Origin of the sequence: Paenibacillus sp. FSL H8-0260 (assembly GCF_045040625.1) — a bacterium.
Lineage (GTDB): Bacteria > Bacillota > Bacilli > Paenibacillales > Paenibacillaceae > Paenibacillus_AQ > Paenibacillus_AQ odorifer.
The window spans coordinates 5,813,486-5,840,314 of record NZ_CP150298.1; the positions used below are offsets into that span (position 1 = coordinate 5,813,486).

The 26,829-nt window shown below is 45.2% G+C and carries 24 protein-coding genes and 1 other annotated feature; of the genes, 12 read left to right on the forward strand and 12 right to left on the reverse strand.

Annotated features, from left to right (window positions below; genetic code table 11):
- Nucleotides 1–91: 91 nt before the first annotated feature.
- Entirely contained in the window at nt 92–1,093 is a 1,002-nt protein-coding gene (locus MHI51_RS25805) for a metal-dependent hydrolase (protein ID WP_076277557.1), read from the forward strand.
- Nucleotides 1,094–1,198: 105 nt separating this feature from the next.
- A complete protein-coding gene (locus tag MHI51_RS25810) occupies nt 1,199–1,387 on the forward strand; it encodes a hypothetical protein (protein WP_036685291.1) in 189 nt (62 codons plus the stop codon).
- Between the two features lie 2 nt (nt 1,388–1,389).
- Here the strand turns inward: MHI51_RS25810 and trpS are convergent, their stop codons facing one another.
- Nucleotides 1,390–2,376 (reverse strand): tryptophan--tRNA ligase, encoded by a 987-nt coding sequence (gene trpS, locus MHI51_RS25815; protein ID WP_036685592.1) that lies wholly within the window; start codon nt 2,374–2,376, stop codon nt 1,390–1,392.
- Between the two features lie 63 nt (nt 2,377–2,439).
- Nucleotides 2,440–2,679: a binding site (T-box leader), on the reverse strand.
- Between the two features lie 134 nt (nt 2,680–2,813).
- On the opposite strand from trpS, the gene MHI51_RS25820 reads away from it, so the two are divergent.
- Complete coding sequence (locus MHI51_RS25820) at nt 2,814–3,788, forward strand: aldose 1-epimerase (protein ID WP_076184767.1); 975 nt, start codon at nt 2,814–2,816, stop codon at nt 3,786–3,788.
- Nucleotides 3,789–3,988: 200 nt separating this feature from the next.
- A complete protein-coding gene (locus MHI51_RS25825) occupies nt 3,989–4,219 on the forward strand; it encodes an alpha/beta-type small acid-soluble spore protein (protein ID WP_036685295.1) in 231 nt (76 codons plus the stop codon).
- 153 nt (nt 4,220–4,372) lie between these two features.
- Here MHI51_RS25825 and MHI51_RS25830 read toward each other — a convergent pair whose 3' ends face one another.
- Nucleotides 4,373–4,783, reverse strand: a complete 411-nt coding sequence (locus tag MHI51_RS25830) for an O-methyltransferase (RefSeq protein WP_405173351.1) — start codon at nt 4,781–4,783, stop codon at nt 4,373–4,375.
- 611 nt (nt 4,784–5,394) lie between these two features.
- Entirely contained in the window at nt 5,395–7,194 is a 1,800-nt protein-coding gene (locus MHI51_RS25835; RefSeq protein ID WP_076184769.1) for a M3 family oligoendopeptidase, read from the reverse strand.
- 118 nt (nt 7,195–7,312) lie between these two features.
- Here MHI51_RS25835 and MHI51_RS25840 point away from each other — a divergent pair, with 118 nt between their 5' ends.
- Together MHI51_RS25840 and MHI51_RS25845 are read left to right on the forward strand one after the other, a co-directional pair.
- Nucleotides 7,313–7,504 (forward strand): YycC family protein, encoded by a 192-nt coding sequence (locus tag MHI51_RS25840; RefSeq protein ID WP_036685305.1) that lies wholly within the window; start codon nt 7,313–7,315, stop codon nt 7,502–7,504.
- The gene (locus MHI51_RS25845; RefSeq protein WP_036685307.1) at nt 7,501–7,731 is read left to right on the forward strand and encodes a hypothetical protein; all 231 of its coding nucleotides are present in this window, start codon (nt 7,501–7,503) and stop codon (nt 7,729–7,731) included. Before MHI51_RS25840 ends, MHI51_RS25845 begins: the two co-directional genes overlap by 4 nt.
- A gap of 79 nt (nt 7,732–7,810) precedes the next feature.
- Here the strand turns inward: MHI51_RS25845 and MHI51_RS25850 are convergent, their stop codons facing one another.
- Both MHI51_RS25850 and MHI51_RS25855 read right to left on the reverse strand, forming a co-directional pair.
- Nucleotides 7,811–8,527 (reverse strand): DUF2225 domain-containing protein, encoded by a 717-nt coding sequence (locus MHI51_RS25850; protein ID WP_036685310.1) that lies wholly within the window; start codon nt 8,525–8,527, stop codon nt 7,811–7,813.
- A gap of 36 nt (nt 8,528–8,563) precedes the next feature.
- Nucleotides 8,564–8,947 (reverse strand): globin, encoded by a 384-nt coding sequence (locus MHI51_RS25855; RefSeq protein ID WP_076134176.1) that lies wholly within the window; start codon nt 8,945–8,947, stop codon nt 8,564–8,566.
- Nucleotides 8,948–9,359: 412 nt separating this feature from the next.
- Between MHI51_RS25855 and ylbJ the strand changes: the two genes are divergently transcribed.
- The 4 genes from ylbJ to MHI51_RS25875 all read left to right on the forward strand — a co-directional run bounded on the left by ylbJ (nt 9,360) and on the right by MHI51_RS25875 (nt 14,352).
- Entirely contained in the window at nt 9,360–10,622 is a 1,263-nt protein-coding gene (gene ylbJ, locus MHI51_RS25860; RefSeq protein WP_076277554.1) for a sporulation integral membrane protein YlbJ, read from the forward strand.
- Nucleotides 10,623–10,696: 74 nt separating this feature from the next.
- Nucleotides 10,697–11,500: an NAD kinase gene (locus MHI51_RS25865; RefSeq protein WP_036685317.1), complete on the forward strand. Its 804-nt coding sequence runs from the start codon at nt 10,697–10,699 to the stop codon at nt 11,498–11,500.
- Between the two features lie 146 nt (nt 11,501–11,646).
- Nucleotides 11,647–12,831 (forward strand): copper amine oxidase N-terminal domain-containing protein, encoded by a 1,185-nt coding sequence (locus MHI51_RS25870; RefSeq protein WP_076218719.1) that lies wholly within the window; start codon nt 11,647–11,649, stop codon nt 12,829–12,831.
- Nucleotides 12,832–12,912: 81 nt separating this feature from the next.
- Nucleotides 12,913–14,352 (forward strand): S41 family peptidase, encoded by a 1,440-nt coding sequence (locus MHI51_RS25875; RefSeq protein ID WP_405173352.1) that lies wholly within the window; start codon nt 12,913–12,915, stop codon nt 14,350–14,352.
- 569 nt (nt 14,353–14,921) lie between these two features.
- Here the strand turns inward: MHI51_RS25875 and MHI51_RS25880 are convergent.
- Both MHI51_RS25880 and lipA read right to left on the reverse strand, forming a co-directional pair.
- A complete protein-coding gene (locus MHI51_RS25880) occupies nt 14,922–15,614 on the reverse strand; it encodes a YutD family protein (RefSeq protein WP_081387600.1) in 693 nt (230 codons plus the stop codon).
- A 236-nt stretch (nt 15,615–15,850) separates the two neighbouring features.
- The gene (gene lipA, locus MHI51_RS25885; protein ID WP_036685320.1) at nt 15,851–16,756 is read right to left on the reverse strand and encodes a lipoyl synthase; all 906 of its coding nucleotides are present in this window, start codon (nt 16,754–16,756) and stop codon (nt 15,851–15,853) included.
- Nucleotides 16,757–17,010: 254 nt separating this feature from the next.
- Between lipA and MHI51_RS25890 the strand changes: the two genes are divergently transcribed.
- Nucleotides 17,011–18,111, forward strand: coding sequence for a M23 family metallopeptidase (locus MHI51_RS25890; protein WP_341003800.1), 1,101 nt, complete (start codon nt 17,011–17,013; stop codon nt 18,109–18,111).
- A 38-nt stretch (nt 18,112–18,149) separates the two neighbouring features.
- Here the strand turns inward: MHI51_RS25890 and MHI51_RS25895 are convergent, their stop codons facing one another.
- Nucleotides 18,150–19,850, reverse strand: a complete 1,701-nt coding sequence (locus MHI51_RS25895; RefSeq protein WP_405173353.1) for a glycoside hydrolase family 13 protein — start codon at nt 19,848–19,850, stop codon at nt 18,150–18,152.
- 122 nt (nt 19,851–19,972) lie between these two features.
- Between MHI51_RS25895 and MHI51_RS25900 the strand changes: the two genes are divergently transcribed.
- Nucleotides 19,973–21,001 carry a LacI family DNA-binding transcriptional regulator gene (locus tag MHI51_RS25900; RefSeq protein WP_076128009.1) on the forward strand — a complete coding sequence of 343 codons (1,029 nt, stop codon included), beginning with the start codon at nt 19,973–19,975 and terminating at the stop codon, nt 20,999–21,001.
- Nucleotides 21,002–21,482: 481 nt separating this feature from the next.
- On the opposite strand, the gene MHI51_RS25905 is transcribed toward MHI51_RS25900, so the two are convergent.
- The 4 genes from MHI51_RS25905 to MHI51_RS25920 all read right to left on the reverse strand — a co-directional run bounded on the left by MHI51_RS25905 (nt 21,483) and on the right by MHI51_RS25920 (nt 26,650).
- Nucleotides 21,483–24,446 (reverse strand): carbohydrate binding domain-containing protein, encoded by a 2,964-nt coding sequence (locus MHI51_RS25905; protein ID WP_405173354.1) that lies wholly within the window; start codon nt 24,444–24,446, stop codon nt 21,483–21,485.
- Nucleotides 24,447–24,689: 243 nt separating this feature from the next.
- A complete protein-coding gene (locus tag MHI51_RS25910; RefSeq protein ID WP_076220367.1) occupies nt 24,690–25,358 on the reverse strand; it encodes a carboxylesterase in 669 nt (222 codons plus the stop codon).
- Nucleotides 25,359–25,513: 155 nt separating this feature from the next.
- A complete protein-coding gene (locus MHI51_RS25915; RefSeq protein ID WP_036685335.1) occupies nt 25,514–26,095 on the reverse strand; it encodes a hypothetical protein in 582 nt (193 codons plus the stop codon).
- Between the two features lie 18 nt (nt 26,096–26,113).
- A complete protein-coding gene (locus MHI51_RS25920) occupies nt 26,114–26,650 on the reverse strand; it encodes a hypothetical protein (protein WP_076220368.1) in 537 nt (178 codons plus the stop codon).
- Nucleotides 26,651–26,829 lie beyond the last annotated feature (179 nt).

The window sequence follows — 26,829 nt, forward strand, 5'->3', positions numbered from 1 at the left end:
GACAATATTTATTTCCAGCCCGTTAATAACCTAAGCTGTATTTGGGTAATTATTAATAATGTACTTCCGAACAACAAAGGAGAACTGACCAATGGACACCGCTACACATTTAGTTATGGGCATAGGGTTAGCCGGACTTTCATTCGTAGATCCTGTCGTTGCTTCTGACCCTAAACTGGCCGGGGCCGTTATGCTGGCTACGATTTTAGGCTCACAAGCTCCTGATGCCGATACCGCATTAAGACTAAAGGACAATGCAATATATATTCGTAATCACCGGGGAATCACACACTCCTTGCCTTTTCTAATTTTGTGGCCCGCTCTGATTGCCCTAGTCTTAGGGCCTCTGTTTGGATTTACTGATTTGGCAGCTTTAAGCCATGTTGCACTCTGGGGTTTCATAGGCGTAGGCGTGCACGTCTTCTCTGATCTGTTTAACACCTATGGAACCCAGGCCGCCCGTCCATTTACTGAGAAATGGATTGCCTGGAATATCATCCACATTTTCGATCCATTTATTTTTGGCAGCCATATCGCAGCTATTCTACTCTGGATCACTGGGATTGTGCCGCCCAAACCTTTATTTATTACGCTTTATGCCTGTACCATTCTTTATTATATTTGGAGAACGGTTGTTCATGCCCGCCTTACACGAAACATCAAGCTTAAAGATATACACCATAATGCTGGTGAACGTTATATTGTAATCCCTACAATTTCACCTAAACGCTGGAACGTAGTTAAAGTGAAAAAAGACGGCAGCTATGACGTAGGGCAGCTACTGAACAACCGTCTGGAATGGTTCAAACATGCGGTCTGCTCGAATCATCCCGCTGTGGAAATATCCAAGTCGCATCCAGATATTCAGTCCTTTCTATATTTCACCTCTTATGCGGTTGCCGAAGTGGAGGAACTTCCTTCAGGATATATGGTGCGCTGGGGAGACGTTCGTTATTTACACCGCAAACAATACCCTTTTGTGGCTGTATTAGTTATGGATAACCAATATAAACCTTTAAATACTTATGTAGGCTGGCTTAGCAGTGATAAGCTCGACAAACGATTTTCCATCGACCCTGGTTCTTTACGATGAAACTGTAGACTTACTGAGAGATCTATTCTATAATCACAAAAAATCCCGGAGTATTTTATAATACTCCGGGATTCATTTTAGCAGACACGGAAAGGAAGGCTCTTAATGGGTAAAGGACTCTCACTTTGGTTCGCTTGTTCTTCTATTCTTATTCTCACTGCCGCTTCAATCGCGATCAGCTATAGCTTCTGGCTGGCACTTCTGCTTGGTTTTCTTTGCGTAATGAATATTGGCTGGGGATTTATCCTCAAAGCCAGAATTAGACGCAAACAGGAAAGCTTAAGCTCTGACTAAGATTAACGAGCTGGCAGAAAGCCCATCCGCTCTTTTACGCCATTCAACGTCTCAGCTGCAACAATACGTGCGCGTTCAGCACCTTCGGCAAGAATATCAGTGATCGCACCTGAACTGCGAATTTCATGATATCTTTGTTGCAAAGGCTCAAGTGTGGATACAACCACTTCCCCAAGATCCTTCTTAAAGCCACCATACATTTGTCCCTCATAACGATCGGCAATTTGCTGAAGGGACATTCCAGAACATTCCGAGTAAATACTCATCAAGTTACTAATCTCTGGCTTGTTAGCCGGATCAAAGATCACTTCACGTCCAGAATCAGTCGTTGCGCGGCTGATTTTTTTACGGATCACATCCGGCGAATCCAACAGGGCAATATAGCTGCCTGCATTCGGGCTGCTCTTGCTCATTTTTTTAGTGCCATCATCCAGAGACATAATGCGTGCGCCCACTTCAGGGATATACGGTTCAGGAATCGTAAAGAATTCGCCAAAACGGTTATTGAATCGGCCAGCTAAATCCCGGGTCAACTCCAAGTGCTGCTTCTGATCTTCACCTACTGGCACAAGATCCGCATTATAAACAAGAATATCTGCTGCCATTAAAGAAGGATATACGAATAGGCCCGCGCCAACTGAATCCTTACCTGATGATTTATCTTTGAACTGTGTCATACGCTCAAGCTCGCCCATTGCCGTTAGCGTAGTCATGATCCAGCCCAATTCCGCATGCTGAGGCACATGAGACTGCATATATACATTCGAACGCACAGGATCAATTCCTGCCGCGATAAAGAGTGCAGCTACAGCTTCAGACTGCTCACGCAGTGCCGCAGGATCTTGAGCAACGGTGATCGCATGCATATCGACAACCATAAAGAAACATTGATGATCGTCTTGCAGCTTCACAAAATTTTTCAGCGCTCCGATATAGTTACCCAAAGTTAGAGAACCGCTCGGTTGTATGCCTGACATTACTTTTTTCAACATAATATAGACCTCCGTTAGATGTGATTTCCAATTTCCGAGAACGCAAAAAAAGCCTCATCCGCAAGGGACGTGAGACCGTGGTGCCACCCTTATTCGCTGCTTAACCCTTATATAGTCAAAGGGAAACAGCCTTAGTCTTCCTTTAACGGGGAAGATCCGGCCGGTCTACTAGGGCATCTTGCTCCCGTTCAAGCGCGGCGCTCAGGGGTCCATTCATCAGGAGTGTCCTACCGGTTCGCATCAACCACCGGCTTTCTGAAGGTGCATTTCCTGTCTACTTGTCCCCGTCATCACATTCTCATCATAATTTAATGCCTTCATCATAGAACCATAAAGAGAAGTTGTCAAATCACTTAACCACTTCCGCATAAATCTGTTATGATAAGGTTATCCATGTTCTATTCGATTACAGTTACGATAAAGGAGCATATCTCATGAAACAGGTGACCAAAGGGCAGTGGGGCGGTTATGATACTTATATTTTGCACAGCCGCGAACTGGAAGTCACGCTTTTGCCGCGACTAGGAAACAACGTGATTTCATTGTTTGATGTAAAAGAACAACGGGAAATTCTGCGGCGGCCTGATGAAAGCGATCAAGCTTTCTTTATGCAAAAACCTTACCATTTTGGCATCCCGCTCTTAATTCCACCCGGAAGAATTCGTAAAGGAAAATTTCAATTCGAGGGTACAAGTTATCAATTTGACCAGAATACCGCTGGTGACAATCATATCCATGGTCTACACCGGACTCAATCCTGGTGTGTCAGCGATATTGAAGAAGACGAGGACGGTTGTGCAGTCACTACTGAATTCCTTACTGAAGATGATCCGCACTGGATGGAGCAATTTCCCATTCCACTCAAATTCGAAATGACATTCAGGCTTCAGGATGCCCGGCTCAGCCAGACTTTAAAGGTTACAAATCTCGGCGATCATCGTATTCCCTTTGGGATCGGTTATCACACCTGGTTTATGATCGATGGAGAACCTGAACGCTGGAATCTCAAGCTGCCCGTAAACAGCATTTATGAACTAAACGATGAATTGCTCCCTAGCGGCAATCTAATTCCACTTGGTGATCTAGATTCACTAAACTCTGGAATCAACCTCCAGGGAACTAATTTTGATACTGCTCTACGTATTGGTGACAAGCAGCCCGTAGAAGCCTTGCTATTACGCGATGATGGTTATGGTCTTCGTTATACAGCTGACGAGAATCATTTCCGCCACTGGGTCCTGTATACCAAAGGGCCGGCCGATCAATTTCTGTGCATCGAACCGTACACCTGGCTCCCGGATGCTCCTAACGTTTCCGATGACCCTTCCTTCACGGGCTTGCTGAAGGTAGAACCAGGTCAAAGTCTTGAGCTGTCCACTATGCTGGAAATGATCTATCCCGAGAATTAAAGCAGATATACATTATATCGGTCTTCCCTTGCGTTTACGTAAGAGAAGGCCGATTTTTTGTGCGAGCTTAGTTATTTGGGCTTTCTACCCTTACTTTTAATCGACTAATAATTACCATCCTTAAAACCTTTCGATAGCATGCATGAATTAGCCACTTAGCGCTCATACTATCTTCACAACGGGCGAAGGAGGTGACACACATGGGTCAAGCAGGTCAAGGTCGTAGCAGCCGTTCCAATAACCTTGTAGTTCCTCAAGCAAATGCAGCGTTGCAACAATTGAAATATGAAGCAGCACAAGAGCTTGGAGTAACGATCCCAGCTGACGGTTATTACGGGAACTACACTTCCCGCGAAACTGGTTCTTTGGGAGGTTACATCACTAAACGTCTAGTACAACTGGCAGAACAACAACTGTCCGGTCGTCAGTAACATCGTTATCTTAAGTGTTTTATCCGGCAGAGGTCTTAAAAAGCCTATTGCCGACTAGCTTTCAAACCTCTCACACTTCTTCCAGAAGCTGTGGGAGGTTTTTCTAATTTATAGCCTATAGTCCCAGCTGCAAACAATTTTTATGTAAAACGTTTAACTTAAAAATTGATCAGCACTCTCGGCGTAAGCATTACGGGTAGATCGAATCATCAGATTCGCCATATTATAATTAGACTCCAGCGTAGCATCTACGATTAGCTTGCCCTGTCTTATAGCGAATTCATAGCTGATCTCACCATGAGTCCAACGGCGTTTGTATTTCAGACTCTCCAGTGCCATTAGACGAAAAGAAGACTGCTGGCTCTCCGTTATTCCTTCCTTCACTTCTGTGAATCCACCACCCCGACCGGCTAAAGGGTGATGACGTATGCCGAATTTGCCAATGGTATTATTTCGTATTTGCACAAATACCGTACCGGAAGATAGCCCTGACAATTCCTCTTGCAGTTCCCTAAACACCAAATCCATCTGTCTTGCTAATGATAGCTGTTCTGTCTTAAGCATATCTTTCCTCCTAAAAGTTTTGTGAGCTTAGCTTCTTCGAGTTTTCTTCGTCTTATAAATCGAACCCTAAATATTTGGGCTAAGGGTCCGTCGCCACTGCGGGGAATGTTTGGACTTCCAGCCGCTGTTCTCTCCAAATTTCTTGAATTCTTACGCGTATAGCGGGTGAAATTCGGAGACAAAGGCGGTCGCTCCCGCTCTTACAGTTCCAAAATTCCCCTCGCCACTCCTTCCCCTTTTCCCAAGTTTCTGGTTCGATTTATATCGTTTTGTGAGCTTAGCTACTTCGAGTTTTCTTCGTACAAGCCGGCTTAGTAAGCGCTTACTTAAGCTTTTTGAGCTGAGCTCATTTGTCTTCCATGCAAGCCTTTTATAAGGCTCAAGGCTCATTATAGACCCCTTACATACGTCCAACAACATTATTCTACAAAATTGGGTTATTATCCCTAGTAATGCGCAAAATTCATAGATCATTCGTATATTAATTTTTATAAACCGGGGGTTTTCGACATTTAAGCATTAAAAAAAGACCCCTTAACCGGGGTCTTTGCGTGTTCACACTGAAATTCCGTTATTTTTTGTGTCCTGAAATTTGTCTTATTTTAGACATTTCACGCTAAATGCTCTGTCATCTCCAAGAACTCGTTAATATCAGCCACGATCAGATCTGTAGCTCCTTGCCAGAAATCCGGTTTTGTCAGATCCACTCCCAAATGTTTGAGCACCAAATCCTCCAATGTCATCACGCCGGTATCCTGCAACAAGCTATCATATTTGTCTGCAAAGGAAGCTCCCTCTTGTAATGCCAGACGATATAAGCCTGTACTGAACATATAACCAACGGTGTACGGGAAATTATAGAAAGGTACATCTGTGATATAGAAATGCAGCTTTGACGCCCAGAAGTGAGGATGGTATTCAGAAAGCACACCACAGAAAGCTTCTTTCTGTGCTTCCACCATCAGAGCAGAAAGTTCCTCAGCATTTACAAGGCCTTCCTTACGTTTCTCATAAAAGCGAGTCTCGAACAAGAATCGAGCATGAATGTTCATAAAGAATGCCACACTGTTCTGTATCTTCGTTTCAAGCAGAGCCAGCTTCTCCTCTGCATTGCCCGCAGCTTTAACCTGAGCATCAGATACAATCACTTCTGCAAAGGTTGAAGCGGTCTCTGCAACGTTCATTGCATAATTCTGATTAAATACAGGTTGATCATCAAGCAGGTAGGAATGATAAGCATGTCCCAGCTCATGGGCCAATGTTGAAACATTGGAAGGTGTGCCGCTGTAAGTCATGAATATCCGTGATTCTTTACTCTCAGGGAAGGAAGTACAGAATCCACCAGGACGTTTGCCATTACGATCCTCAACCTCGATCCAGTTATTATCAAAGGCACGCTCTGCAAACTCAGCCATCTTAGGACTAAATTTACGGAACTGTGTGACGATATCCTTCGCAGCTTGATCATAAGGGATCTTGCCGGAGGATTTGCCTACAGGAGCTTCGACATCGACCCATGAGAGAGAATCCAGCCCCAGCAGCTTGGCTTTACGCTGAAGGTAGGACACAAGTACAGGTTTGCTATTCGTAATCACGTCCCACATCGTATTTAAGGTGTCCTGTGTCATACGATTGATGCTGAGCGGATCTTTCAGAACATCGTCCCAGCCTCTGCCCTTATAGAGCTTCAGGCGGAAGCCTGCTAAGTGATTTAAGGTATCCGCGCAATTATCTGCCGCTTCAGTCCAAGCCTCTTCCCATTTATGGAACATCGTTTGACGCACTTTTGGATCTGGATCATCCAGCTTATTAAAAGCTTGACCAGCAGATAGCAGCTTTGTTCCTTCTTCATCCTCAAATGGGATCTTGATCGAGCTCACAATCGTATCATAGTGCCCGCTCCATCCATGATATCCGTCAACAGCTAATTCCAACGCTAAGCTTTCCAGCTCAGGGCTCATCTTCTCACGGGCCAAATCACGGCTCTCGCTCAGTACGAACGTTAAAGGAGCAATCTCTGGACGAGCCATCCACTCAGCCCATACCTTGTCCGTAGTCTGACGAAGGACATTGCTAAATTGCGAGCTGATCCCTTCGAATCCGGCGCGCATGCTTGTCACTTTGGCCGCCAGCCTTACCGCACCCTTGTCCATCTGATTCTGAGCGCCTAGACAGTCTGCGAAGGAAGTGACCTCCACAAGTCTTCCTGAACAGCTCTGAAGCAATGCTATAACCTCATCCAATGCTTTTGTAGACGCAACATCCGTTGGTGCCACAGCATCCTTCACAAAGCCTTGCAAGGATAAAATATCTTTTTCAAGCTTGCTCAAGAACCCTTCTAACTCTGCAGACGAAGAACCCCCCGGAAAAATAGTATCAAGTTCCCAAGTCAGTGATAACGGTTGTTTCATGTGTACTCACCATTCCTTTGCTTTCATTTGACTTTCTTTGTAATTGTCTTAACACCATGGTAAAGTGAATAACGATATCTGAACATTTATAGCCGATAAACTTTAGGAGGGCATCCATATGAAGCCACTACAAATTTCACCGGAAACAGCCATTACGTTATCCAAGCAACTAGGCGTTCCTTTGGAACACTTGATGCATATGCCCCAACATATTTTACTACAAAAAATAGCGGAGCTATCCAAAAAAGAAAATCCCCCACAAACTGAGGGCGAAAATGAAGAGACTCCTTCTGGGAAGGACTCACAATGATTCCATTTAGTCATACCTGGCCTTATGACATCATTCTAGGCGATATGTATGTGCAATACTGTCCATTCTGCAACTCAGAGAATGTGCTTCTGCCTATGAAGCCAAAAGAATTACAAATCGTTCGTGACGGCAAGAAAAAACTGCTCGTCTTCCCCTGCTGCAGCGCCAGTCCTACAGTTATAGATAATGACGGCGATTACCTTTTGTTCGATCGAGCTGTCAGATAAGCAAATCCTAACATTTTCTTTCTACAAAGCGCAGAGGAGAATTTAAATTCTCTTCTGCGCTTTTTGTTGTTCGCAAACATTATGAACTTGAAGACAAGCCTTCGATATCAACTTCAACATCTAGAGCCTCAGCACGCATTTGCTCCCGTAAAATAACCCACTGCTCACGTGCCGCTCGAATCATCGCCGCATCCATGATCTTCTGATCATTAATCAGACGGGAGAACCACATTACAGCCACTGAGTATTCTCCGATGCGCCGATTAAGTTCGCCGATCAGGTACATAAGCCGGGCATCATTGCCGGCAATGCCATCTATTTCATAGACCTTAACATACTCGTCCAAAGAATAGCGTAAAAAACGCTTCTCCTGCTCAGTCTCCCCTTGATAGCGATAGAGCCAAGCAATATGATGCAGCAGACTTGCGATAATCCGATCTTTATCGTTAATACTCTGAGCACATAAAAGCGCCAGCTTATAGGTCTCGAGCGCAGTTTCCCAGTCTCGTTTCTCTCCAAAGTCCCGGCTCTTCCAGCGTTTCCCTACTTGTTCATTAAATGCCTTGCGCTGGCGTTCCGTCAGCTTGTCAGCCGAATTTTCTGTGGAGGCAAACCCGCAATTGGGGCAGACCCGTACAACATAATAATCCGGATTCTCATTTTTATAATACGCGCAGAAATCAGCATCACGCCGAATAGCCTTTTTTAGACTAGGGCGTACCCGCGAGGTTGAAAATTCATTTTCACAGTTGCAACACTTGACCTTAATAGAATATAGGGGTATTAACTCTGTCAAGTACTCTCATTCCTTTCAGGATCAACCTGTCCCTTGTTATTCCTGGGGCATGTTAACAAAATGATGTGCAGGACCTGCAAGGCGGCTAAGCACGAATGAACGCAGTGGTTCTTCGACTCCAGTCTCCACCAGTGCCTCTTTCATACATTGTAGCCACTCCTCAGCACGTTCTGGAGTAATAGGAATATGCATATGCCTTGCTCTCATCATGGGATGTCCATGTAATTCCGAATAAAGTGGACCCCCGCCAAAAAACTGTGTCAGGAATTGATATTGCTTCTCCAGAACTGGAGTAATATCTTCAGGGAACAAGGGTCCCAGCTGCGGATGAAGCTGTACCTTGGCATAGAACACTTCCACCAACCGATGTAGTGCTTCAGCCCCCCCTAGATTGTCATATATACTCTCATTTGGATTCATTGAGGTTACCAGCCTTCTTCCATATTAATGAAACGTTACTTATTTTATTATACCAAAGATAAGCATAACACGGATATCCGTCGAAAGTGCTCTCTAAACTACAGAAAAAAGGCGCTAAACTATAGTTCAGCGCCTGAAGAGTAAGGTTAGTAGGTCCTAAATTCCTCATCACCAGGAGGGACGAGAGAGACCCGGATTACATATACAAAAGCACAAACGAGAACTCCGGCTATAACGCTCATCGCCATCACTCCATCCCATTTAATCGTGTAACAGAGGGTGCATTTATTTATTACATAATATCATAATTCCTGCGAAAAAGCACAGATAATTGTAACCGCTTTCTCCATTTTTTTGTGCTGTTTGTCCCTCTTTTTGCATACATCTAACCATAGACCAGGAGGCGTTAATTATGACTTTTAAAAAGATTGGCGGCCCGCTGCTGGGATTCATATTGGCAGGTTGTATGCTGCTTATGTTACTTCATCCTGAAGCATCTCTTGCCGCAGCCTTACGTGGCCTGGCCATCTGGTGGGACGTGCTCTTCCCTTCATTGTTTCCCTTCTTCGTCATTTCTGAAATCATGCTAGGCTTAGGCATTGTCCATCTCTTCGGCGCTTTACTTGATCCACTGATGCGTCCCCTCTTCGGTATACCAGGCAGCGGTGGTTTTGTCGCGGCCATGGGATATGTATCAGGATATCCCGTTGGAGCCAAATTAACCGCTAAGCTGCGGGAGCAGAAGCTGATCAGCAGAATCGAAGGTGAACGCCTTGTAGCATTTACAACCTCCTCCGATCCTATTTTTCTATTAGGGGCGGTATCCGTTGGGTTCTTTCGCGATGCTTCTTTGGGGCTAATATTGGCACTAGCCCACTACGGAAGTGGCTTAATGGTTGGTCTCCTAATGTCATTTCATGGACGTAAGGAACAAAAGACTCCCACCCAAGACCCAACAAAAAGTAGTTCTGACGTCCCCACTGCTCCAGCAAAACAAGGATTCGGCAGAATACATGCCGCACTCCTTGCGATGTCCGAAGCCCGGCGCAAGGATGGACGTAGCTTCGGGGAGCTGTTAAAAGGAGCGATCCAATCCTCGCTACAGCTTATTATTGTCGTAGGGGGTCTGGTTGTATTCTTCAACGTGCTAATGGAGCTGCTTGCCCGTGCCGGAATCCTGCCCTCACTATTTAGCCTGGCCGGATCTCTCGTCTCCCTTGTTGGAGGGCCTCCCGAATTAGCTCAGGCCTTGATCAGCGGATTATTCGAGGTCACCATAGGTGCTCGTTCTGCTGGTGAAGCCGCTTCTTCCATCCCGCTTCAATTCAAGGTCGCAGCAGCTGCCTTTATTCTCTCTTGGGGCGGATTATCTGTACATGCCCAAGTCGCCAGTATTTTGAACGGTACCGGGCTGCGTTATCTGCCGTTCTTAACAGCGAGACTAATACATGCCGTACTCGCAGCAGGTCTCGTGGTGCTGCTATGGAAGCCTGTGATGGGATCAGGATTGTCTTCTGCCTGGGTCTCTCTGCCAGCCTCCACCGCCTTTACACCTTCAGCCTCTGGTGTCACTGCCAGCCTAGCTCTACTGAGTCTTATACTGGCCGCTGCTCTTCTAGTGTCACTGCTTATTCCTGTCTTTATGGCAATGCTCCGATTGATGCGCCGAAGTTGATTACATATTGTGTTCCGGGGCAAGATTGATTATGATCGGTGTATGACGGAATTATATAAAGGAGCTTGTACATCTTGAGATATTATGTTCTGGACCGCGGTGATGAGCTGTCAATCAAACTTGCCGAGCAATTTCACAAGCTGGCGGCGGAGCGGGATTTGCAACTGGATGCCGAGTCTCCGGAAATCGTCATCTCGATAGGTGGAGACGGCACAATGCTGCACGCTTTTCATACCTTTATCGATCAGATTCCCAACTTAGCCTTTGTAGGTGTGCACACAGGACACCTCGGCTTCTATGCGGACTGGCAAGCAGAAGAGCTGCCCACCTTAATCGATTATATGTGCGGAACCGGTGATTCTGAGCCGCAGAAACCGCGCATTGTGAAATATCCATTAATAGAGCTGGAGATTCACAAAAAATCGGGATCTTCGTCTCACATTGCCCTCAACGAATTTACCCTTAAAGGGGTGGATGGAACTATAATGATCCAAATCGACATCAATGATGTCACCTTCGAAATGTTCCGGGGCGATGGACTTTGTATTTCAACTCCCTCTGGCAGCACCGCTTATAACAAAAGCCTTGGGGGCGCTATGGTTCACCCTTCAATAGAAGCGCTGCAGATTGCCGAAATCGCGTCTATTAACAACCGTGTATTCCGGACAATGGGCTCTCCGCTACTACTGCCGAAGCATCATCATTGTGACATTTTTTCATGTAAAGACCAGCGTTTGCTGCTCACCGTAGATCATAACAACATTCCTGTTGATGACCTGATTTCAGTACGCTGTCAAGTTTCAGACAAAAAAGTCAGCTTTGCAAGGTATCGTCCGTTTCCATTCTGGAACCGTGTCCGTGAAGCTTTCTTAGTCTGAAATCAGGGGATCAAAAAGCTGGAGATTTCAATATCTCCGGCTTTTTTTGGTGTGACAAAACTAACACCAATTGATAGACATAGAGAGAAATCAAATGGTATAATGAGGCTATTTTACAAAGAGTTACATAAAAGGAGAGAGTACTGTTGAAAAAATTATTATCCCTCTTGAGCATAAGTCTTCTGGCCCTGATACTGGCGGTCCCGGCTTTTGCTGCTTCAAAACCGATTGATGTTTATATCAACGGCAGTAAGGTTTCCTTTACCGCAGGAACCCCATACTTAGCGAACAATTCTGTACTTGTCCCTTTCCGGGTCATCTTCGAAAAGCTTGGACTCCAGGTGCTTTGGGATGCCAAGACTGGAACAGTAACAGGTAAAAGTTCAAATCTGGCGATCAGCCTGAAAATTGGCAGCAACCGCGCAACCGTTAACGGAACCGTGAAAAAACTGACCACCGCACCAGTCTCCTCAGCTGGCACTACATACATTCCTTTACGTTTTATCGCAGAGGCAACCGGAGGCACAGCCGTCTGGAATTCAACCAGCAGAAGCGTGCAAATTACCACCCCAGTATCCAAAGATAAGGACGAAGCAGCGATTACAGCATTAATCCGTTTGTCTAATAAATATTTCAATGAAGAAAAAGCAATTAGCTTCTATTCCCTTATGGATTCAGAATCCTCTAATGCGGAGTCGGTGGCGGATCTTAATGCATCCTTTGAGATTTTTGATATAAAAAATACTATTGAGAGTTTGGAAATCATTGATATTTCAGGCAATGACGCTACTGTATATACACTGGAAAGCTCTCGCCGGACAGGTGGGGCCTATACGCCAGATACAGAGGACGAATACATGTATACACTTGTCCGTAAGAATGGAAGCTGGAAAATATCATCTGTGGAATCCCAAAGCTCCGTGATACTGCTGACTCGTGAACAAGCTCTAAAAACAGCAGCTAACATTCCTCAAAATGATGCGGATGCCATCAAAGGTAATATCACCAAATATTATCAAGCTATGAATGAACAAAATTCGGCTGCTGTTCTCTCCACCATGACTTCATACGGAGAAGAATATGATACCTCCCTTAAGGAAGATCTGGAAGATTTCTTTACTTCATATGACGTCACTTATACTCCAAGCGTTTCGAATATCTACTATTTTAGCGCCAAAGAAGCCGCTATTTATGTAGAAAGCAAAGAGAAGGATGCCAGTGAAGAGGAAACTTTTGAGCAAGGCACGATCTTCATTTTATCCAAGTCGGATAACGGGGTATGGACTACTGATAATACCTACAGCGTTTACTATAAACTTGTGAAATCCTAACAACCATACGTCACAGAAAGTTAATTCGTGCAGTGTATACTTTCTTATCTTATAAATTATATAAAAAGGGCGTATGATTCCATGAAATCCAATAAAGTAATAAGTGCACTTCTAGGCAGCTGTCTGGCTTTATCCCTAACTTTTGCTCCAGTGGTGTCTGCTGCCGATGCCGCTCAGGCATCTACAGATAACCGTGATCTTATCAATGAAGTCATGAATATTCTGGAGAACTATAACCTCTCCGGTGTAGATAAGGATACCTTGATTCGTGGAGCCATTGACGGCATGGTGAACACCCTGGATGATCCCTATAGCCAATACTTCAATACCGAGGAAGCGGCACAATTTGAACATGATGTTGATCTGGAATACGTTGGTATTGGTGTTAGATTGCAATATACCGCAACAGAGCTCTACATCGAAGACATAACACCCGGTTCGCCTGCAGAACGAGCAGGTCTGAAACGCGGCGATACGATAGTCAAAATTAACGGAATCCCCGTTGAAGAGACTGAAGGTGACGAGTTAAGCGGAGCCGCAGGCACCAAGGTCACTCTGCAGGTGCTCCGGAATGGAGTGTCTAAATCATTTCGTGTAACCCGGAATGAAATCAGCTCAACTTCCGTTACCGGAACCATTGTTGGACAGAAGATAGCCTACATCACACTGAGCGGTTTCACACAGAATTCCGATGAAGAATTTGCCGCCATGCTGAAAAATATGCGCGCAGCAGGTATGAAATCGATGGTGCTTGATTTGCGTGACAACTTAGGCGGCTATATGGATTCGGCATACAACATTACCTCCAATTTTATGGATAAAGGCATTATGATGTATACCTCTGATCAAACCGGAGCACTTACTCCAGTAACGATTACCAGCGGCAGCAAAATAGGCGTACCCGTCGTTATTCTAACGAATGAGTACACTGCCAGCGCTTCTGAGGCGCTTACAGGCGCATTACGTGATAATAAGCTCGCTACCGTCGTAGGCACTCGTTCTTTCGGCAAAGCACGTATTCAGAGCCTGCTTCCAATGTCTAATGGAGACATGCTGAAGCTGACTACGCAGAAATACCTAACTCCAAATAAAGAAGACTTTAATCACATCGGCCTTGCACCGGATATTGAGGTTAAAGGCAAAACTGCACAGCTGATTACCGCTCTTCAGATTGCAGGAATGAAAAGCATTGAGGTTTCCGGTGATCATCATATCTTGAACGTCAACGGGGTTGCCTTTGCTGGTAATGTGGGTCTAATAAAGCAAGGAGATAAGACTTATGCTTCTTCGCTCGTATTAGGTGCACTGATCGAAGGCGACATCACATGGGATGCCAAGAACAAAAAAGTCATCGTAACGAACGGGGCAGGTAAAGCGACCGGCTTTACATTGTCCTCCAAAGAGGCGCTTTCTCAGAACGGCGAGACCTTCATTGAATTAAATGCCTTTAAGAAGAAGTTCCCTGCGCTTGTATGGAGTTACAATGCAACACAGAAACAATTGAAATTATCTGTAAAATAGATCCTTAATCTCACTAATCATTAAGCTGCTGAATCAAGCACCAATGAGTAAAAACAGGAGTTGTCTCACATAAGCCATGAAATGGCCGTTGGGACAACTCCTGTTCTTTGTTTAGTTTGATAATATTTGGACCTACGAAACATCTGTAGCACCTATCGGACATGGATGACCCTAAACGCAATATTAATCCATATTTGTTATGCTATCGGACTCCATAGTCGCTATTGGTATGAAAAACACCATAATTACGCCTCTTTCTAACGAATAGCTTCATTGGAGTCCGAAACCCCGCTCAAAAGGCTGAAAATTCGCAAATAACGGCATCTGGGTCCTTAAGCCTTAGGGGATGATGAAACTGCTGGGTCAAGCAGCCAACGACTAACAGCAAAGAGCAGCAGAGCAACACACAGTAGCACAGCAACACCGAGCGGCACAGCAACACCGAGCGGCACAGCAACAGCAGAGCAGCGATCTCCAAGTAACGGGAGAAACGCTGCTCTGCTATTTTTTATAAGAAAAAAAGCTGGCTCATTCGTAGAAGGACTCTACTTATGGTTCAGCTTTCATCATTAAGGTTGTGAATTTTCTATGTTTTGATTGTTCTGGTTGTTTTGATTGTTCTGGTTGTTTTGGTTGTTTTGAGCGCTTTGAGGTTTTGGTGTGTTTTGGGGCTTCTGAGACTGACCTTGTGGCGGTCTGCCTTGGAAATCCTTTTTGGATTTCTTGCCCTGTGAATCCTTGCCCCGGTGATTTCGGCTCTGATGTTCTCTCACAGGTCTATCCTTCGCCATATTGTCCTTAGAAGAAGTCATCTCTTTAAATGCCAATGAGTGATTCGAGCCTTGCTTAGAGGATGTTTCTTTAACAGAGAACTCTTTATCTGCAGCCGCTTCATCACTAGCTTCCGATTCTTGCTCCAAGGCCTCTTCATCACTCGGCTCTGGTATTTCTTTGATTAAAATATCCTTGAACATGCCTTCCTGTGGTACCTCTTTCAATTTATGCAGCACAAAATAAGCGCAGCCAAAATTGCAGTATTCATTAATATAATCAACCATACCCGAAATCGCTGTATCCCGATTCACCTTAGGATGGTTGTCCCGGTAAAAACCTTTCAAACGCAACTGACTGTAACCCCAGTCACCGATAATATAGTCGTATCTTTCCAGCACCTCGCTATATCTCCCGCGAAACGCCTCCGGATTCCAACCATCCTTATGATCCAACATAAGTTCATAGCCTTTTCCGCCTATTACGATCAAACCTTTTGTCGCCTGCCTTTCTTTGGGTATCGTGGCGTTGATTATGCCGCCATCTATGTGGAATATTGGGCTTTCGATCGCTGTTCTAGAACCGCTCCTACAGCACCAATATTCCCCTCCGATGACGCAAATCAACGATTTTTATGGGTAACCTAAGAGCAGAGATATCAGAACGCTGTCGCTTCTTCCTCCTCTTACTAACATTCTCCGTGAATTAAACCACAGAAAAGCAATAATTAGCTAGAAGAAACCGCACGCTCCTCGCGAGCTTGAGCTGCAGACTTCACCTGCTCATGCGCATGATAAGAGCTGCGAACTAGCGGGCCTGATTCCACATGGCTGAAGCCACGCTTCATTCCCTCTTCCTTCAACAGTGCAAATTCCTCCGGTGGATAATATTTCTCCACATTTAAGTGTTTTGGAGTGGGTTGCAAATATTGTCCTAAAGTCAATATATCACAATTTACGGCTCGCAAATCATCCATTGCTTGTAAAATCTCATTCCACTCTTCACCGACACCAAGCATGATGCTCGATTTGGTTGGAATATTGGGTTTCATTTCCTTGGCTCTACGCAGCAATTCCAAGGAACGAGGGTACTTCGCTTTAGCCCGTACACGATCTGACATCCGTTCCACGGTCTCAATATTATGATTAAGAATGTCTGGATTACTGTTCATGACAATCTCAAGACTATTCCGGTCTCCTAAAAAGTCTGGAATAAGCACTTCAACACTACATAACGGAAGGCGTTTACGAATCGCCGCTACCGTCTCAGCAAAAATCTGAGCGCCACCATCCGCAAGATCATCGCGGGCCACACTAGTCACCACACAGTGACGAAGATTCATTTTCTCTGCAGCTTCAGCTACACGTTCAGGCTCCTGCAGGTCCAGTTCTGTAGGCATCCCTGTATTCACTGCACAAAAACGGCATGCGCGTGTACAAATATCACCTAAAATCATGAAGGTAGCCGTACGGTTTGCCCAGCATTCATAAATATTCGGACACCTAGCTTCTTCACATACGGTATGTAAAGTTTTGGAACGCATCATGCTTTTGATTTCCTGATAGTTGTCACCGGTAGTTAGCTTAATCTTAATCCAATCCGGTTTAGGTTGCTTTGCTGTTTTATTAGACAAAATGATAAACCCCGCTTCCTCCTGAATGTGATGCTGCAGATGAAAGTTGCTGCCTCATATTATAACATGTGCGATTTACAATTGCCTGTTTTTGTGAAATATGCAGGGTGTATCATCTGGAATTTCCAGCGAGATTTTTCTGGTACCTTTAGACAAGAACGGATAAAAAGTAGCATTTTGCACCAATCTATAAAAAAGCTTCATCCGAAGTAACTACATTCAATTTAATGCCCGGACAAAAGGAGGCTGTTATCTTGCTGGCCCTATTGAAGAATATTAAAGACCGGAGAACCCTGTTATGCCTGTCCGCGGCCGCTATCCTCTGGGGTGGTTTAAACCTTCCCGTTTCAGCAGCTGTAGCGCGGCCTACAATCCAACCGGTGATGAGCAGCGGGGATCCCGCTAGTGCTAGCAAAGAAGCGCAATGGTCTGGCCGAAGACAGCTTTATGAGCAAATGAGCGCAGCTACTGGTATCCCGTGGTTTAGGTTCGCAGCCATTGATCAATATGAACGCACGCTCGCCAAAAAGGGAGCCTCAGGGCAGCCTGTCTCCACGCGCCTTACAGCCATAAAGATCCCGGCACCGGTATGGGCTGGTCCACTCAATCCGGATCAAGGGGATACTTCCCCGAACTCCATTAGCTTCTTTGATGGTTTTGGCAGTGATGGCTCAGGAGACGGGATTGCTGATCCAGAGAATGATGCGGACGTTCTGTATAGTATGGCTAGACACTTATTGAAGTATGGACAATCCGCTAGTGATTTCAGTATCGGGGTCTGGGAGTATTATCACAATGGCCGCGCCTCGCAGCGCATTACCCAGTTCGCGAAGTTATATGAACATTTTGGACGGCTGGACCTATCCGGCAATGCCTTCCCGCTTCCCTTAAGTAACCTTTATTCTTATCGTAGCACTTGGGGCACTGGAAGAAGCTGGGGTGGAGCACGTATCCATGAAGGAACAGATTTATTTGCACCTCAAGGAGTGCCAGTCCGAAGCACCTGCTTTGGCTTAGTGGAGACAAAAGGCTGGAACCGGTACGGCGGCTGGAGAATCGGGATTCGCGATATTGAGAACCGTTACCATTATTACGCTCATCTATCTGGATATAACAAAACCATTTCTCGCGGAGATATAGTCACCCCCGGTGAAATTATTGGCTGGGTAGGCAGCTCGGGTTACGGCAATCCCGGAACACAAGGGAAATTTCCTCCGCATCTACATTTTGGCATTTACCGCGATCGCGGAATTACCGAATGGGCTTTTGATCCGTTTCCGTTGCTGAAACAATGGGAGAATCAGGAATATAGAGACTTAAAGAACAAAAGAAGCAAAAAAAGTGCCGTAAATTAGAATAAGGTCCCTTTCCTTAGAGAGGGGCCTTTTCTTTTTTAATACAACATCAAACAGCCGAATGGTTCAATGCTGACCGTAAGCTTATTATTATTTTTAAAAATTACTCCAGACAATAAATCAGTTAATTCGTTCTTATCAGCTCGATATGGGCTAAGCTCTAGTTGGTAAGGGTTTGGAGAATTATTGATAATCAGCCCTATCTTTTCGTGCTCCACACCTCGTATGTAACCAAGCACATTACGAACTTCATCAGTAAACCAAGGACGGAAGGAACCTTTGCGCAGAACCTCATGACTTTTTCTCAGAGAAATCAACTGTTGATACCACTTATGCAGCACTGCATTCTGAGCTTGTTCTTGCCATATCATAGCTTTTCTACAGTGGGGGTCCGTCGCCCCTTCCATCCCAACCTCATCCCCGTAATAGATCATTGGAATGCCGATATAGGTCATCTGGAAAAAAACAGCCAGCATCATACGTTCAACAGCGGTACCCAAGCGGTCCCAACCACGCCCACCTTCTTTACACGCCGTAAGAAACCGCAGGGTATCATGGCTGCCAAGCAACTGAAACATAGCCGAATTCGCCTGGTCATTATACAACGCCTCCTGATGGAGCAATTGCTCCATAAAGCGAACTGGCCCCGTCGATTGTTCCGCAAAAAATTCTAATACTGCATCACGAAGCACATAATTCATTCCTCCATCGAACTGATCCCCTCTAAGCCATGGCCCAGAAGCATGCATAATCTCACCGATCAGCAGGATTTCAGGATATTCAGATTTGAGTTCTTGCCGAAACCGGGACCAAAAACGCGGATTAACTTCATTGGCCACATCCAGACGCCAGCCGTCAATCCCTGTCTCGCGCACCCAATACTTCGCAACCTCAATCATGTAATTCGCCGTATCCGGATTATCCATGTTCAGCTTTGGCATATGCGCTTCAGCTTTGGCAAACGTTTCATAATTGGGTACAGGGGTCTGCGTAACCGGAAAGGAATGAATGAAGAACCAATCTTTATACGGAGATTGCTCTCCTTTTGCCAACACATCCTTAAACGCGAAAAAGCGGTCTCCCGAATGATTAAACACAGCATCTAAAATCACTTTGATTCCATGTCTGTGCGCCTGGCCGACCAGTGCCTTCAATCCTTCCGTATCCCCAAATACTGGATCAACCTTATAGTAATCGGAGGTATTATATTTATGCTCTGAAGGAGACTCAAAGACAGGCGTCATATAAACAACGTTTACTCCTAACTGTTGCAGGTAGGGCATTTTGTCAGAGATGCCTTGTAAGGTCCCTTCGTTATAACTGCTGGGATAGATTTGATAGGTTACTGCATCCATGCTCCATGAAGGTAACTTCAACGCCTCAGAATGATGGAGATATGCATATTGAAAAGAACCCACACGTTCCCGGTTCTCCGACGCCCCTCTCTCTCCATACCAGACATATTCACCCGCAGGATTAGTTACATGGAATAGATATCTGCATTTTTTAGTAGGGGTCTCAATGACCGCTTCATGTATCTCATAAACACCTGCCGACCCAATCCGCTCCATCTGCAAGGGAACTTCATGCCCCGGAGAATCATAACGGTCTGAGTAGATGACGGTACAGGATAATTGCTGTCCAGCTTGCGTGAACAGTCTGAGCTTCAAGATGCCCGTACCCATAGGATAGGCAAACGGATCTTCACTTGTATGATATAAAAACCATGTATGAGGCATAACTTCTAAACTCCTTTTTATGCTTTTATCGTTAAATCTATAAGACTTATTGTGATTAGAGAGACTGCTAAATTTGTGTTATTATGGTTACAAATACCGTTCCGGATTATGAGGGGAAGACAATGAAAGTAACCATTTCTGATATTGCCAAAGCAGCCAATGTGGCTAAATCTACCGTATCCAAAGTATTAAACGATTCCCCAAAAATATCACAGGAAACGAAACACAAAGTTCGCGAAATTATGAAGCAAATGAACTATACACCAAGTAGTATCGCTACCGGATTAGCCAGACAAAGCAGCTGTAATATTGGTCTCCTGGTCGATATGTCCAAGGAAAGTGAATTTCTAAACCAATTTTTCTACAACATCATCGGTGGAATAGAAAGTGTAATTGCGCCTTTAAAATACGAGCTGACTATTTCCAATGTGCAGCATAGTAGTCCGGAAGGACATTTTCTAAATAGACTTGTATTCAGCAAACGTGTCGACGGAATCATAGCGAATAACTCCGTACTAACGGAAGAGCTTTGCGAAGAACTGAACCGCTTGGAGTTTCCCTACATCTCCATCGGCGAAATTATGACTCCCGGAAGCTGGGTTGATTTCGATAATGAGGCAGGCGGCAGCATGCTGACCTCACATTTAATAAAGCAGGGGTACTCCAAAATAGCCTTCATAGGCGGGCAGCAGCAGGAAAAGATTTATACCCATCGTCTGAGTGGATATTTGCAAGCATTGCAGCAAGCAGATCTTGCCGATCAGCAGCAATGGATTATCAATTGTAAGGCTGATGAACATGAGAGCTATCATGCTGCACTTGAGCTTCTACAGAGCGAAGATCGACCAGACTCCGTAGTATGCATGAACAGCTATGTTGCCTTCGGGGTGCTTCAAGCTGCAAAATCACTGGATATTCATGTTCCCTCACAGCTCGGCATTGCCGCATTTGATGAATATCCTCTGTCCCGTTACACTACGCCTCCTCTAACCTCGCTAAATATCGACACCTTCCAGCTGGGGGTATCTTCAGGCGAGCTGCTGATGCAACGCATTCGTAATAACAACATACCCTCTAGGCATTTGCTTCTCGAGCCAGAACTCATTCCTCGTGAGTCAACTATGAGATCGCAGTTCCCGGCGGGAACGTAGTGAAGAGGCGGGAAGCTTGGTTGCGCTTGTATAGCTGACTGAACTTTATTGCGCTGCGTGCTGTTTTTGGCTTGATTGTCTAGAGTAACTGAGCTTGATTGAGCTTGTATAGCTGACTGAACATTATTGCGCTGAGTGCTGTTTCGGTTTGATTGTCTGGAGTAACTGCTTTAGCTTGATCGAATTTGAGTAGCTAAAATGGCTACATCGGATTTAATTGCATTTTGTGCAATACAAATCCTTATAGGATGGGTAACATTCGATTTAATTGCACTTTGTGCAGTCAAAACTCATAAAATCGGTAAAAAACAGCCTTTTTCCTGAATTCTACTGCACAAAATACAGTTAAAGCTTTCTACCAGCTTCAAACAGAAAGTTTAATTGTACTTTCTGCAATTAAAAAGCTTCATACTGCTTACCAAGGAGCGGCCCCATACGGGAGCCGCTCCTTGTTGTGTTTAAGCTGTAGATATTATGAAGCTTATAGATCCTTCCAGCGCTGAACCGTCAGATTTACGGTTTGTGCACCGCCTGATGGCGTAAGGGTTCGATTGGAAAGATCCGATCCATTCGAATTCACCTCCACATTAGTCCAAGCACCTCGTGTAACTTTGTATTGAATTGCTGTTCCCGCCGGTAGACTTAGTGTGATGGAGTAAATACCATCACTGCCCTTCGTCAGTTGGTAGTTCGGATCTGCCGCATTCCAGCTATTGAAGGAACCGGAGAGATAAACGGGACCACTCACAGGAGTAGACGCAGGAACAGTTGCTCGGAATGTAACACTATCCGCTTGTGGCTCTCCTGCGGTGATGTTGCCATTCACCATACTCCAGGTGCCCGCAGCAAAATGATAGTTATTGCCTCCATTGTTATCCCATGTGCCACTGCCATTATTAAAGGCTGCGGTCAGCCCAGCTGCCGTGTCCAACTGAATCGTAACCGCCTTATATCCTGTAAAAGCAGAAGCTTGAAGCTGCTCGCCTGGAGACGTCGTCCAGACCGTTGAACCATCGAGCTTATAATGGATATAAGAGCTGCTATAAGCCGCATTCTTATAATAGATCGTTGCCGTACTACCGACAGGTGTTGCCGTTGGTGTTGGCGTTACCGTTGGCGTCGGTGTTGGCGTTACGGTTGGTGTCGGTGTCGGCGTTACCGTCGGAGTTGGCGTTGGTGTTACCGTCGGTGTCGGTGTCGGCGTTACCGTTGGTGTCGGCGTCACGGGTCCACCCGATTGAATATTGCCAGTTGGTGTATAGGTCCAGGTGCCGGTACTAAATAAATAGTTGCTGCCCCCATTACTGTCCCAAGTGCCGCTGCCATTGTTAAAGCAAGCTTCAAGCTGGCTGGCTGAGCCGATATTAATCGTTATTTTGTTGTAGCCTGCTACATCAGAGACAGGTATCGCCACACCCGGTGATGTCGTCCAAGTTCCGCCTGCAGGACGATAATGAATATAAGGCGAGGTATAGCCCTGCTTATAGTAAATAGTGACACTGTTCCCCGCTGGTGTTGTCACTGAAGCAATCGCGCTAAGGAGGGATAGATTGCCTGCTGCATCCATTGCTTTTACCGTATAGTCATACGTAGTACTGGCAGATAATCCGTTATCCGTATATGAAGTAGTTGCGGATGTACCCACTTTTACGCCGTTGCGATAAATTTCATATCCGGTCACACCTACATTCTCGGTGGAAGCGGTCCAGCTTACTAAAGCACTGGATGCATTTTGAACGGTTGCGGTCACGTTAGTGGGTACAGTTGGAGCAACTGTATCTGTAGGAAGCTGTTGTTTGGCATAGATTTTGGCTGCATTTGCACCCACGGTTACAGTGATCTGCTTGCCAGTTGCTCCACCCGATTGTACGGTTACCGTATCCGAAGTGTTCAACTGGTTATAAAGAACCGTCCCGACTGCCAAGCTGCTCTCTGCACGCAGTGGAATGGTAACGGTCTGCGAGCCGCTGGATTTATTACTGAATACGGAGATAACTTCCTGCCCCAAATTAGTTCCAGTGTCAATACGACGTGAAAAAGCATATAAGTTCTGTGCAGACCACATTTCACGTTGAGTGCCTGTACGGAGAGCCGGATTATTTTTCCGAATCTCATTAAGTTTGGCTACGTGCTTGTAGGTGCTGGCATTCTCATTAAAATAATTCTCTATTACATTGCCGTTTGCATCCCGTTTCACCATTGACCAGCGGTTCCAGGTATCGGCGATGCCTCCCGTCATAATCTGCCCATTACCATTGCCTTTGTTCTGTTCCGTACCTTGGAAGACAACGGGTGTTCCACGCACTGTAAAAATAAAACTCAAAGCGTTCTGCAGCTTATCTACGCTTCCTCCAGCTTCTGTGAGAAAACGATTGCGGTCATGATTGTCGATAAAGGTAACCATGTGATTTGCATTTCCGTTATAGTAGGAATCCTGTGCCAAGGTGCTTTTAATATTGGAGTCAAAAGACTGCCCATATGCGAAGCTATTTAGAACGGAGAAGAACATTGGGAAATCAAGCATGCCCCACTCCTTGTTGTTGCCGACCCAGCGCGAGACAAATTCAGCATTGCCGTCAAAATTCTCGCCAAAGGTATTAACCCCCAGATAATTTTGCAATTCACCAATATCAGTCGGCTTCATCAGCTTGGCTGCGTCTACACGCGCACCATCTGCCCCTGTATAGTCAAACCAGCCTTTAATCGAATCAAATATGGCCTTTTTAGCAGCAGGGACATCGAAGTCAATGTCATCCAGTCCGCCTAGATCATGATTTTCTAAGTAATCCTGTGCCCATTGATCGTATCTTCCGTCTGCCAAAGACCAGTTGATATCTCCGTTATGGTGATACCAAGCCGGGTTATTGAAAGGAGCTGCTGGCTGCAGACTAGGGATATCATAGTAGGCTTGGGTACCCAGCATATAATCCCCGATATGGTTTGGCACAACGTCTATAACTACCTTGATGCCAACCGCATGTGCGGAATCCACTAACTCCTTCAGCTTCTCCTTTGTACCGAAGTAGGGATTGGCTGCGTTAGGGTCCTTAACGTTGTACCCGTGATACGCCGTGTTTTTACCACTGCCATTGTTCTCCCGATTCGTCATCTGCGGCTCCGCCACTGGGGAAATCCAGATCGCGGTGTAGCCCATATTTTTAATATAAGACAGCTTGTCGATCACTCCTTGCCAATCTCCGCCTTTCATATAACGGAAATCTTCTTCAGAGTTCTCGCCATAGCGAATTGCCGCTCCCGTAGCATTGTTGGAAGAGTCCCCGTCATTAAACCGGTCAACCATAATCTGATAAATGGTATCATTCTCGTTAATCGTACCGATGCTGGCTGCATCTGCCTGTTGTGGCGCTAAGACGAATAAATTAATCACAGTAGAAAGAAGAATAGATGTAATCAGAACGGGCACGTACCATAACTTACGTTTCATCGCGCGCATCTCCCTCTCTTATTAAAGCGTATTCATAACACACTAAAACCTACTTCTTGGATTAAAAACGACCTTTCCAGCGATGTTTTTGGCATAGAAACAAACGAATTTTAGGGAAACCGGTTTCCCTACTAAAAATTACCATGACACCGGACGCGTTGTCAAGCCTTAAAATTGAAATGCACAACAAAAAAAAAGCTCCTATTTAGGAAGCTCTTGGAGTTGAATATTTACTGTTTGAGTTCAGCGTCCCGCCGTCTGAATAAACTGCAAGACCTCATTCATAATTCGGTCCTTCTCTTCACAATGGCACACCATATGACCACTGTTGTTGACCATCAGCACCTGTTTTTGGGTTGCCTTGATCATATGATGTCGTAGGTAATCGGCGCTTCTAGTCTTCACTAGATGATCTCTTTTTCCTTGCACGATCAGGGTTGGAGTCTCAATATGCGGATAGACAGAAAAGCTCTCACGAACCAATCGCTGGAACTCTCGAGTTGCTTTTGGAGGCGTTGAACTGAATTTACTAATATAAGTTTTTAGCATGGAAAAGCTCCCAAGAGTCTTAATAATTTCTACAGGATTCAGCGGAAACACAGGGGTAGACAACAAAGTGAGAGATTTAATCCAAGGTTTATAGCGCACGGAAAGATGTGAAGCAATAAGAGCACCGGTTGAAAAACCGATCAGATGAACGCCGTCATTTGTCTTTAACAGCTCTGTTAATTCATCCTCAGCACTTTGCTGCCAATCATGTCGATCCGAATGCAGTAGATCATTCCTGCTGCCCCCGTGCCCCTTCAGGGTAAATGTTCTGGAACGATAATTATGCTGCTCCATAAACTGGGACAAGGGAGAGATTTCATGCTCACCTCCGGTAAAGCCATGAATAAATAAACAACTTTCCATAATTGTCCCTCTTTTCACATTCCAAACTGAATTCCAACTTTATTGTATAATGCCAATCCCCTTTATTTTCTATTCATTCCAACCTTCTATGTAAAACCTTAACCAAATGATGTCAAGGTTTACCACCGTTATAGGTTCAAAAAAAAATATAAACTCTATTGCTCCCACCAAAGAAGACCAAGTGCAGAAGTAATCGTTAAGCCTACAGCCGAGCTAGATGAAGTTACGTTAGCACAAATAGCAGTCCCCGGCGGAACGATGATGCTGCCCGTAAAGTTCTGTGAGAAAGCGCCTGGAGCTAATTGATAATTGTAAAGTGTCGTCCCCCCGCTAATTGCCGCTGTTGAAGATTGAACGGTCATCGCACTTGTAGCCGCGCTTCCGAGATTATTATTGGTTGGTGTCAAGGTTGCAGGAGAGGTTAACGTCCCTCCTTTTACAATTGTAAAGCTTCCAGACATAGCCGATAGCAGAGAAGATCCGCCGATACTGCCGCTAATACGAGAGATATATACGGTTTTCCCGCTACCAGCAGCATTACTAATCCGAATAGAAGTAATTGCAGAAATAAGACTAAGTACGACCAAACTAGACGCGGATGTGTTGGTAGAATACAAGACCGCAGCCTTCGAAGCACTTATTTCAGGTGGCGCGCTGATATCCGGAGATTGGAAGGTATTGACCATATCCACAAAAAGAGGTTGATCATTGTCGTTAAACACATATTGATTAGGCATGATTATCCCCTCCCATTTCTAATATTCCCACCAGCTGATAGATGTTGTCGCTGCTGAAGTTCCCGATGCAATCGTGATGGACGTGGTTATGGAATTTCCGGGAGGAACAACGATTTGTCCAGTAAAATCAACAATGACGGGACCCGCTGCCAGTAATATAGATACTAGAGTGGCCGGACCTCCCGTAGGGGCAGCAGTCGAGGTTCTGGCCGTCATCACACTGGTTAACGCACTTCCAAAATTAAAATTTATCGGTGTAACGGTAGTCCCGGTGACCGTAGCGTTCCGAAGCAGAGACAAAGTAACAGCAGCTGTTGCCGAGCTAGCTGCAACACGGGATACATACAATGTACGTCCGCTGCCTGCCGGATTACTAATCTGAACAACTAACGGTGCAGCAGTCGTTACCGTAGAAGTAAAAGGGATTCCAAACAATAGCCCCGCCTTAGCCGCTCCTCCCTCCGGAGCTGAATCTATACCAGGTGCAACATACGTGTTGACTTGTTCTGTAAAGAGTGGCTGGCTACTCTGATTAAAGACTGAATCGTTTGGCATGCGCTACCCTCCCCGTACTTGAGCTTATCTTATTTTATGCCGCTCTAAGTAACAGGTTGTTTGGGAATGTGCGTATTTTTGCTTTCACAGCCCAATCACCTCTTATTTTTCACCATATATTATTATCACCATTCGAATGGCTAAGGATTGTCCCTAACGGTTCGCGGCTTATTGAACTG

What these genes read in the sequence shown, in the direction of transcription:
- MHI51_RS25805 (WP_076277557.1), top strand. Translation starts at nt 92, where the DNA reads ATGGACACCGCTACACATTTAGTTATGGGCATAGGGTTAGCCGGACTT.
- MHI51_RS25810 (WP_036685291.1), top strand. Translation starts at nt 1,199, where the DNA reads ATGGGTAAAGGACTCTCACTTTGGTTCGCTTGTTCTTCTATTCTTATT.
- MHI51_RS25820 (WP_076184767.1), top strand. Translation starts at nt 2,814, where the DNA reads ATGAAACAGGTGACCAAAGGGCAGTGGGGCGGTTATGATACTTATATT.
- MHI51_RS25825 (WP_036685295.1), top strand. Translation starts at nt 3,989, where the DNA reads ATGGGTCAAGCAGGTCAAGGTCGTAGCAGCCGTTCCAATAACCTTGTA.
- MHI51_RS25830 (WP_405173351.1), bottom strand. Translation starts at nt 4,783, where the DNA reads ATGCTTAAGACAGAACAGCTATCATTAGCAAGACAGATGGATTTGGTG.
- MHI51_RS25835 (WP_076184769.1), bottom strand. Translation starts at nt 7,194, where the DNA reads ATGAAACAACCGTTATCACTGACTTGGGAACTTGATACTATTTTTCCG.
- MHI51_RS25840 (WP_036685305.1), top strand. Translation starts at nt 7,313, where the DNA reads ATGAAGCCACTACAAATTTCACCGGAAACAGCCATTACGTTATCCAAG.
- MHI51_RS25845 (WP_036685307.1), top strand. Translation starts at nt 7,501, where the DNA reads ATGATTCCATTTAGTCATACCTGGCCTTATGACATCATTCTAGGCGAT.
- MHI51_RS25855 (WP_076134176.1), bottom strand. Translation starts at nt 8,947, where the DNA reads ATGAATCCAAATGAGAGTATATATGACAATCTAGGGGGGGCTGAAGCA.
- ylbJ (WP_076277554.1), top strand. Translation starts at nt 9,360, where the DNA reads ATGACTTTTAAAAAGATTGGCGGCCCGCTGCTGGGATTCATATTGGCA.
- MHI51_RS25875 (WP_405173352.1), top strand. Translation starts at nt 12,913, where the DNA reads ATGAAATCCAATAAAGTAATAAGTGCACTTCTAGGCAGCTGTCTGGCT.
- MHI51_RS25895 (WP_405173353.1), bottom strand. Translation starts at nt 19,850, where the DNA reads ATGCCTCATACATGGTTTTTATATCATACAAGTGAAGATCCGTTTGCC.
- MHI51_RS25900 (WP_076128009.1), top strand. Translation starts at nt 19,973, where the DNA reads ATGAAAGTAACCATTTCTGATATTGCCAAAGCAGCCAATGTGGCTAAA.
- MHI51_RS25905 (WP_405173354.1), bottom strand. Translation starts at nt 24,446, where the DNA reads ATGAAACGTAAGTTATGGTACGTGCCCGTTCTGATTACATCTATTCTT.
- MHI51_RS25910 (WP_076220367.1), bottom strand. Translation starts at nt 25,358, where the DNA reads ATGGAAAGTTGTTTATTTATTCATGGCTTTACCGGAGGTGAGCATGAA.
- MHI51_RS25915 (WP_036685335.1), bottom strand. Translation starts at nt 26,095, where the DNA reads ATGCCTAATCAATATGTGTTTAACGACAATGATCAACCTCTTTTTGTG.
- MHI51_RS25920 (WP_076220368.1), bottom strand. Translation starts at nt 26,650, where the DNA reads ATGCCAAACGATTCAGTCTTTAATCAGAGTAGCCAGCCACTCTTTACA.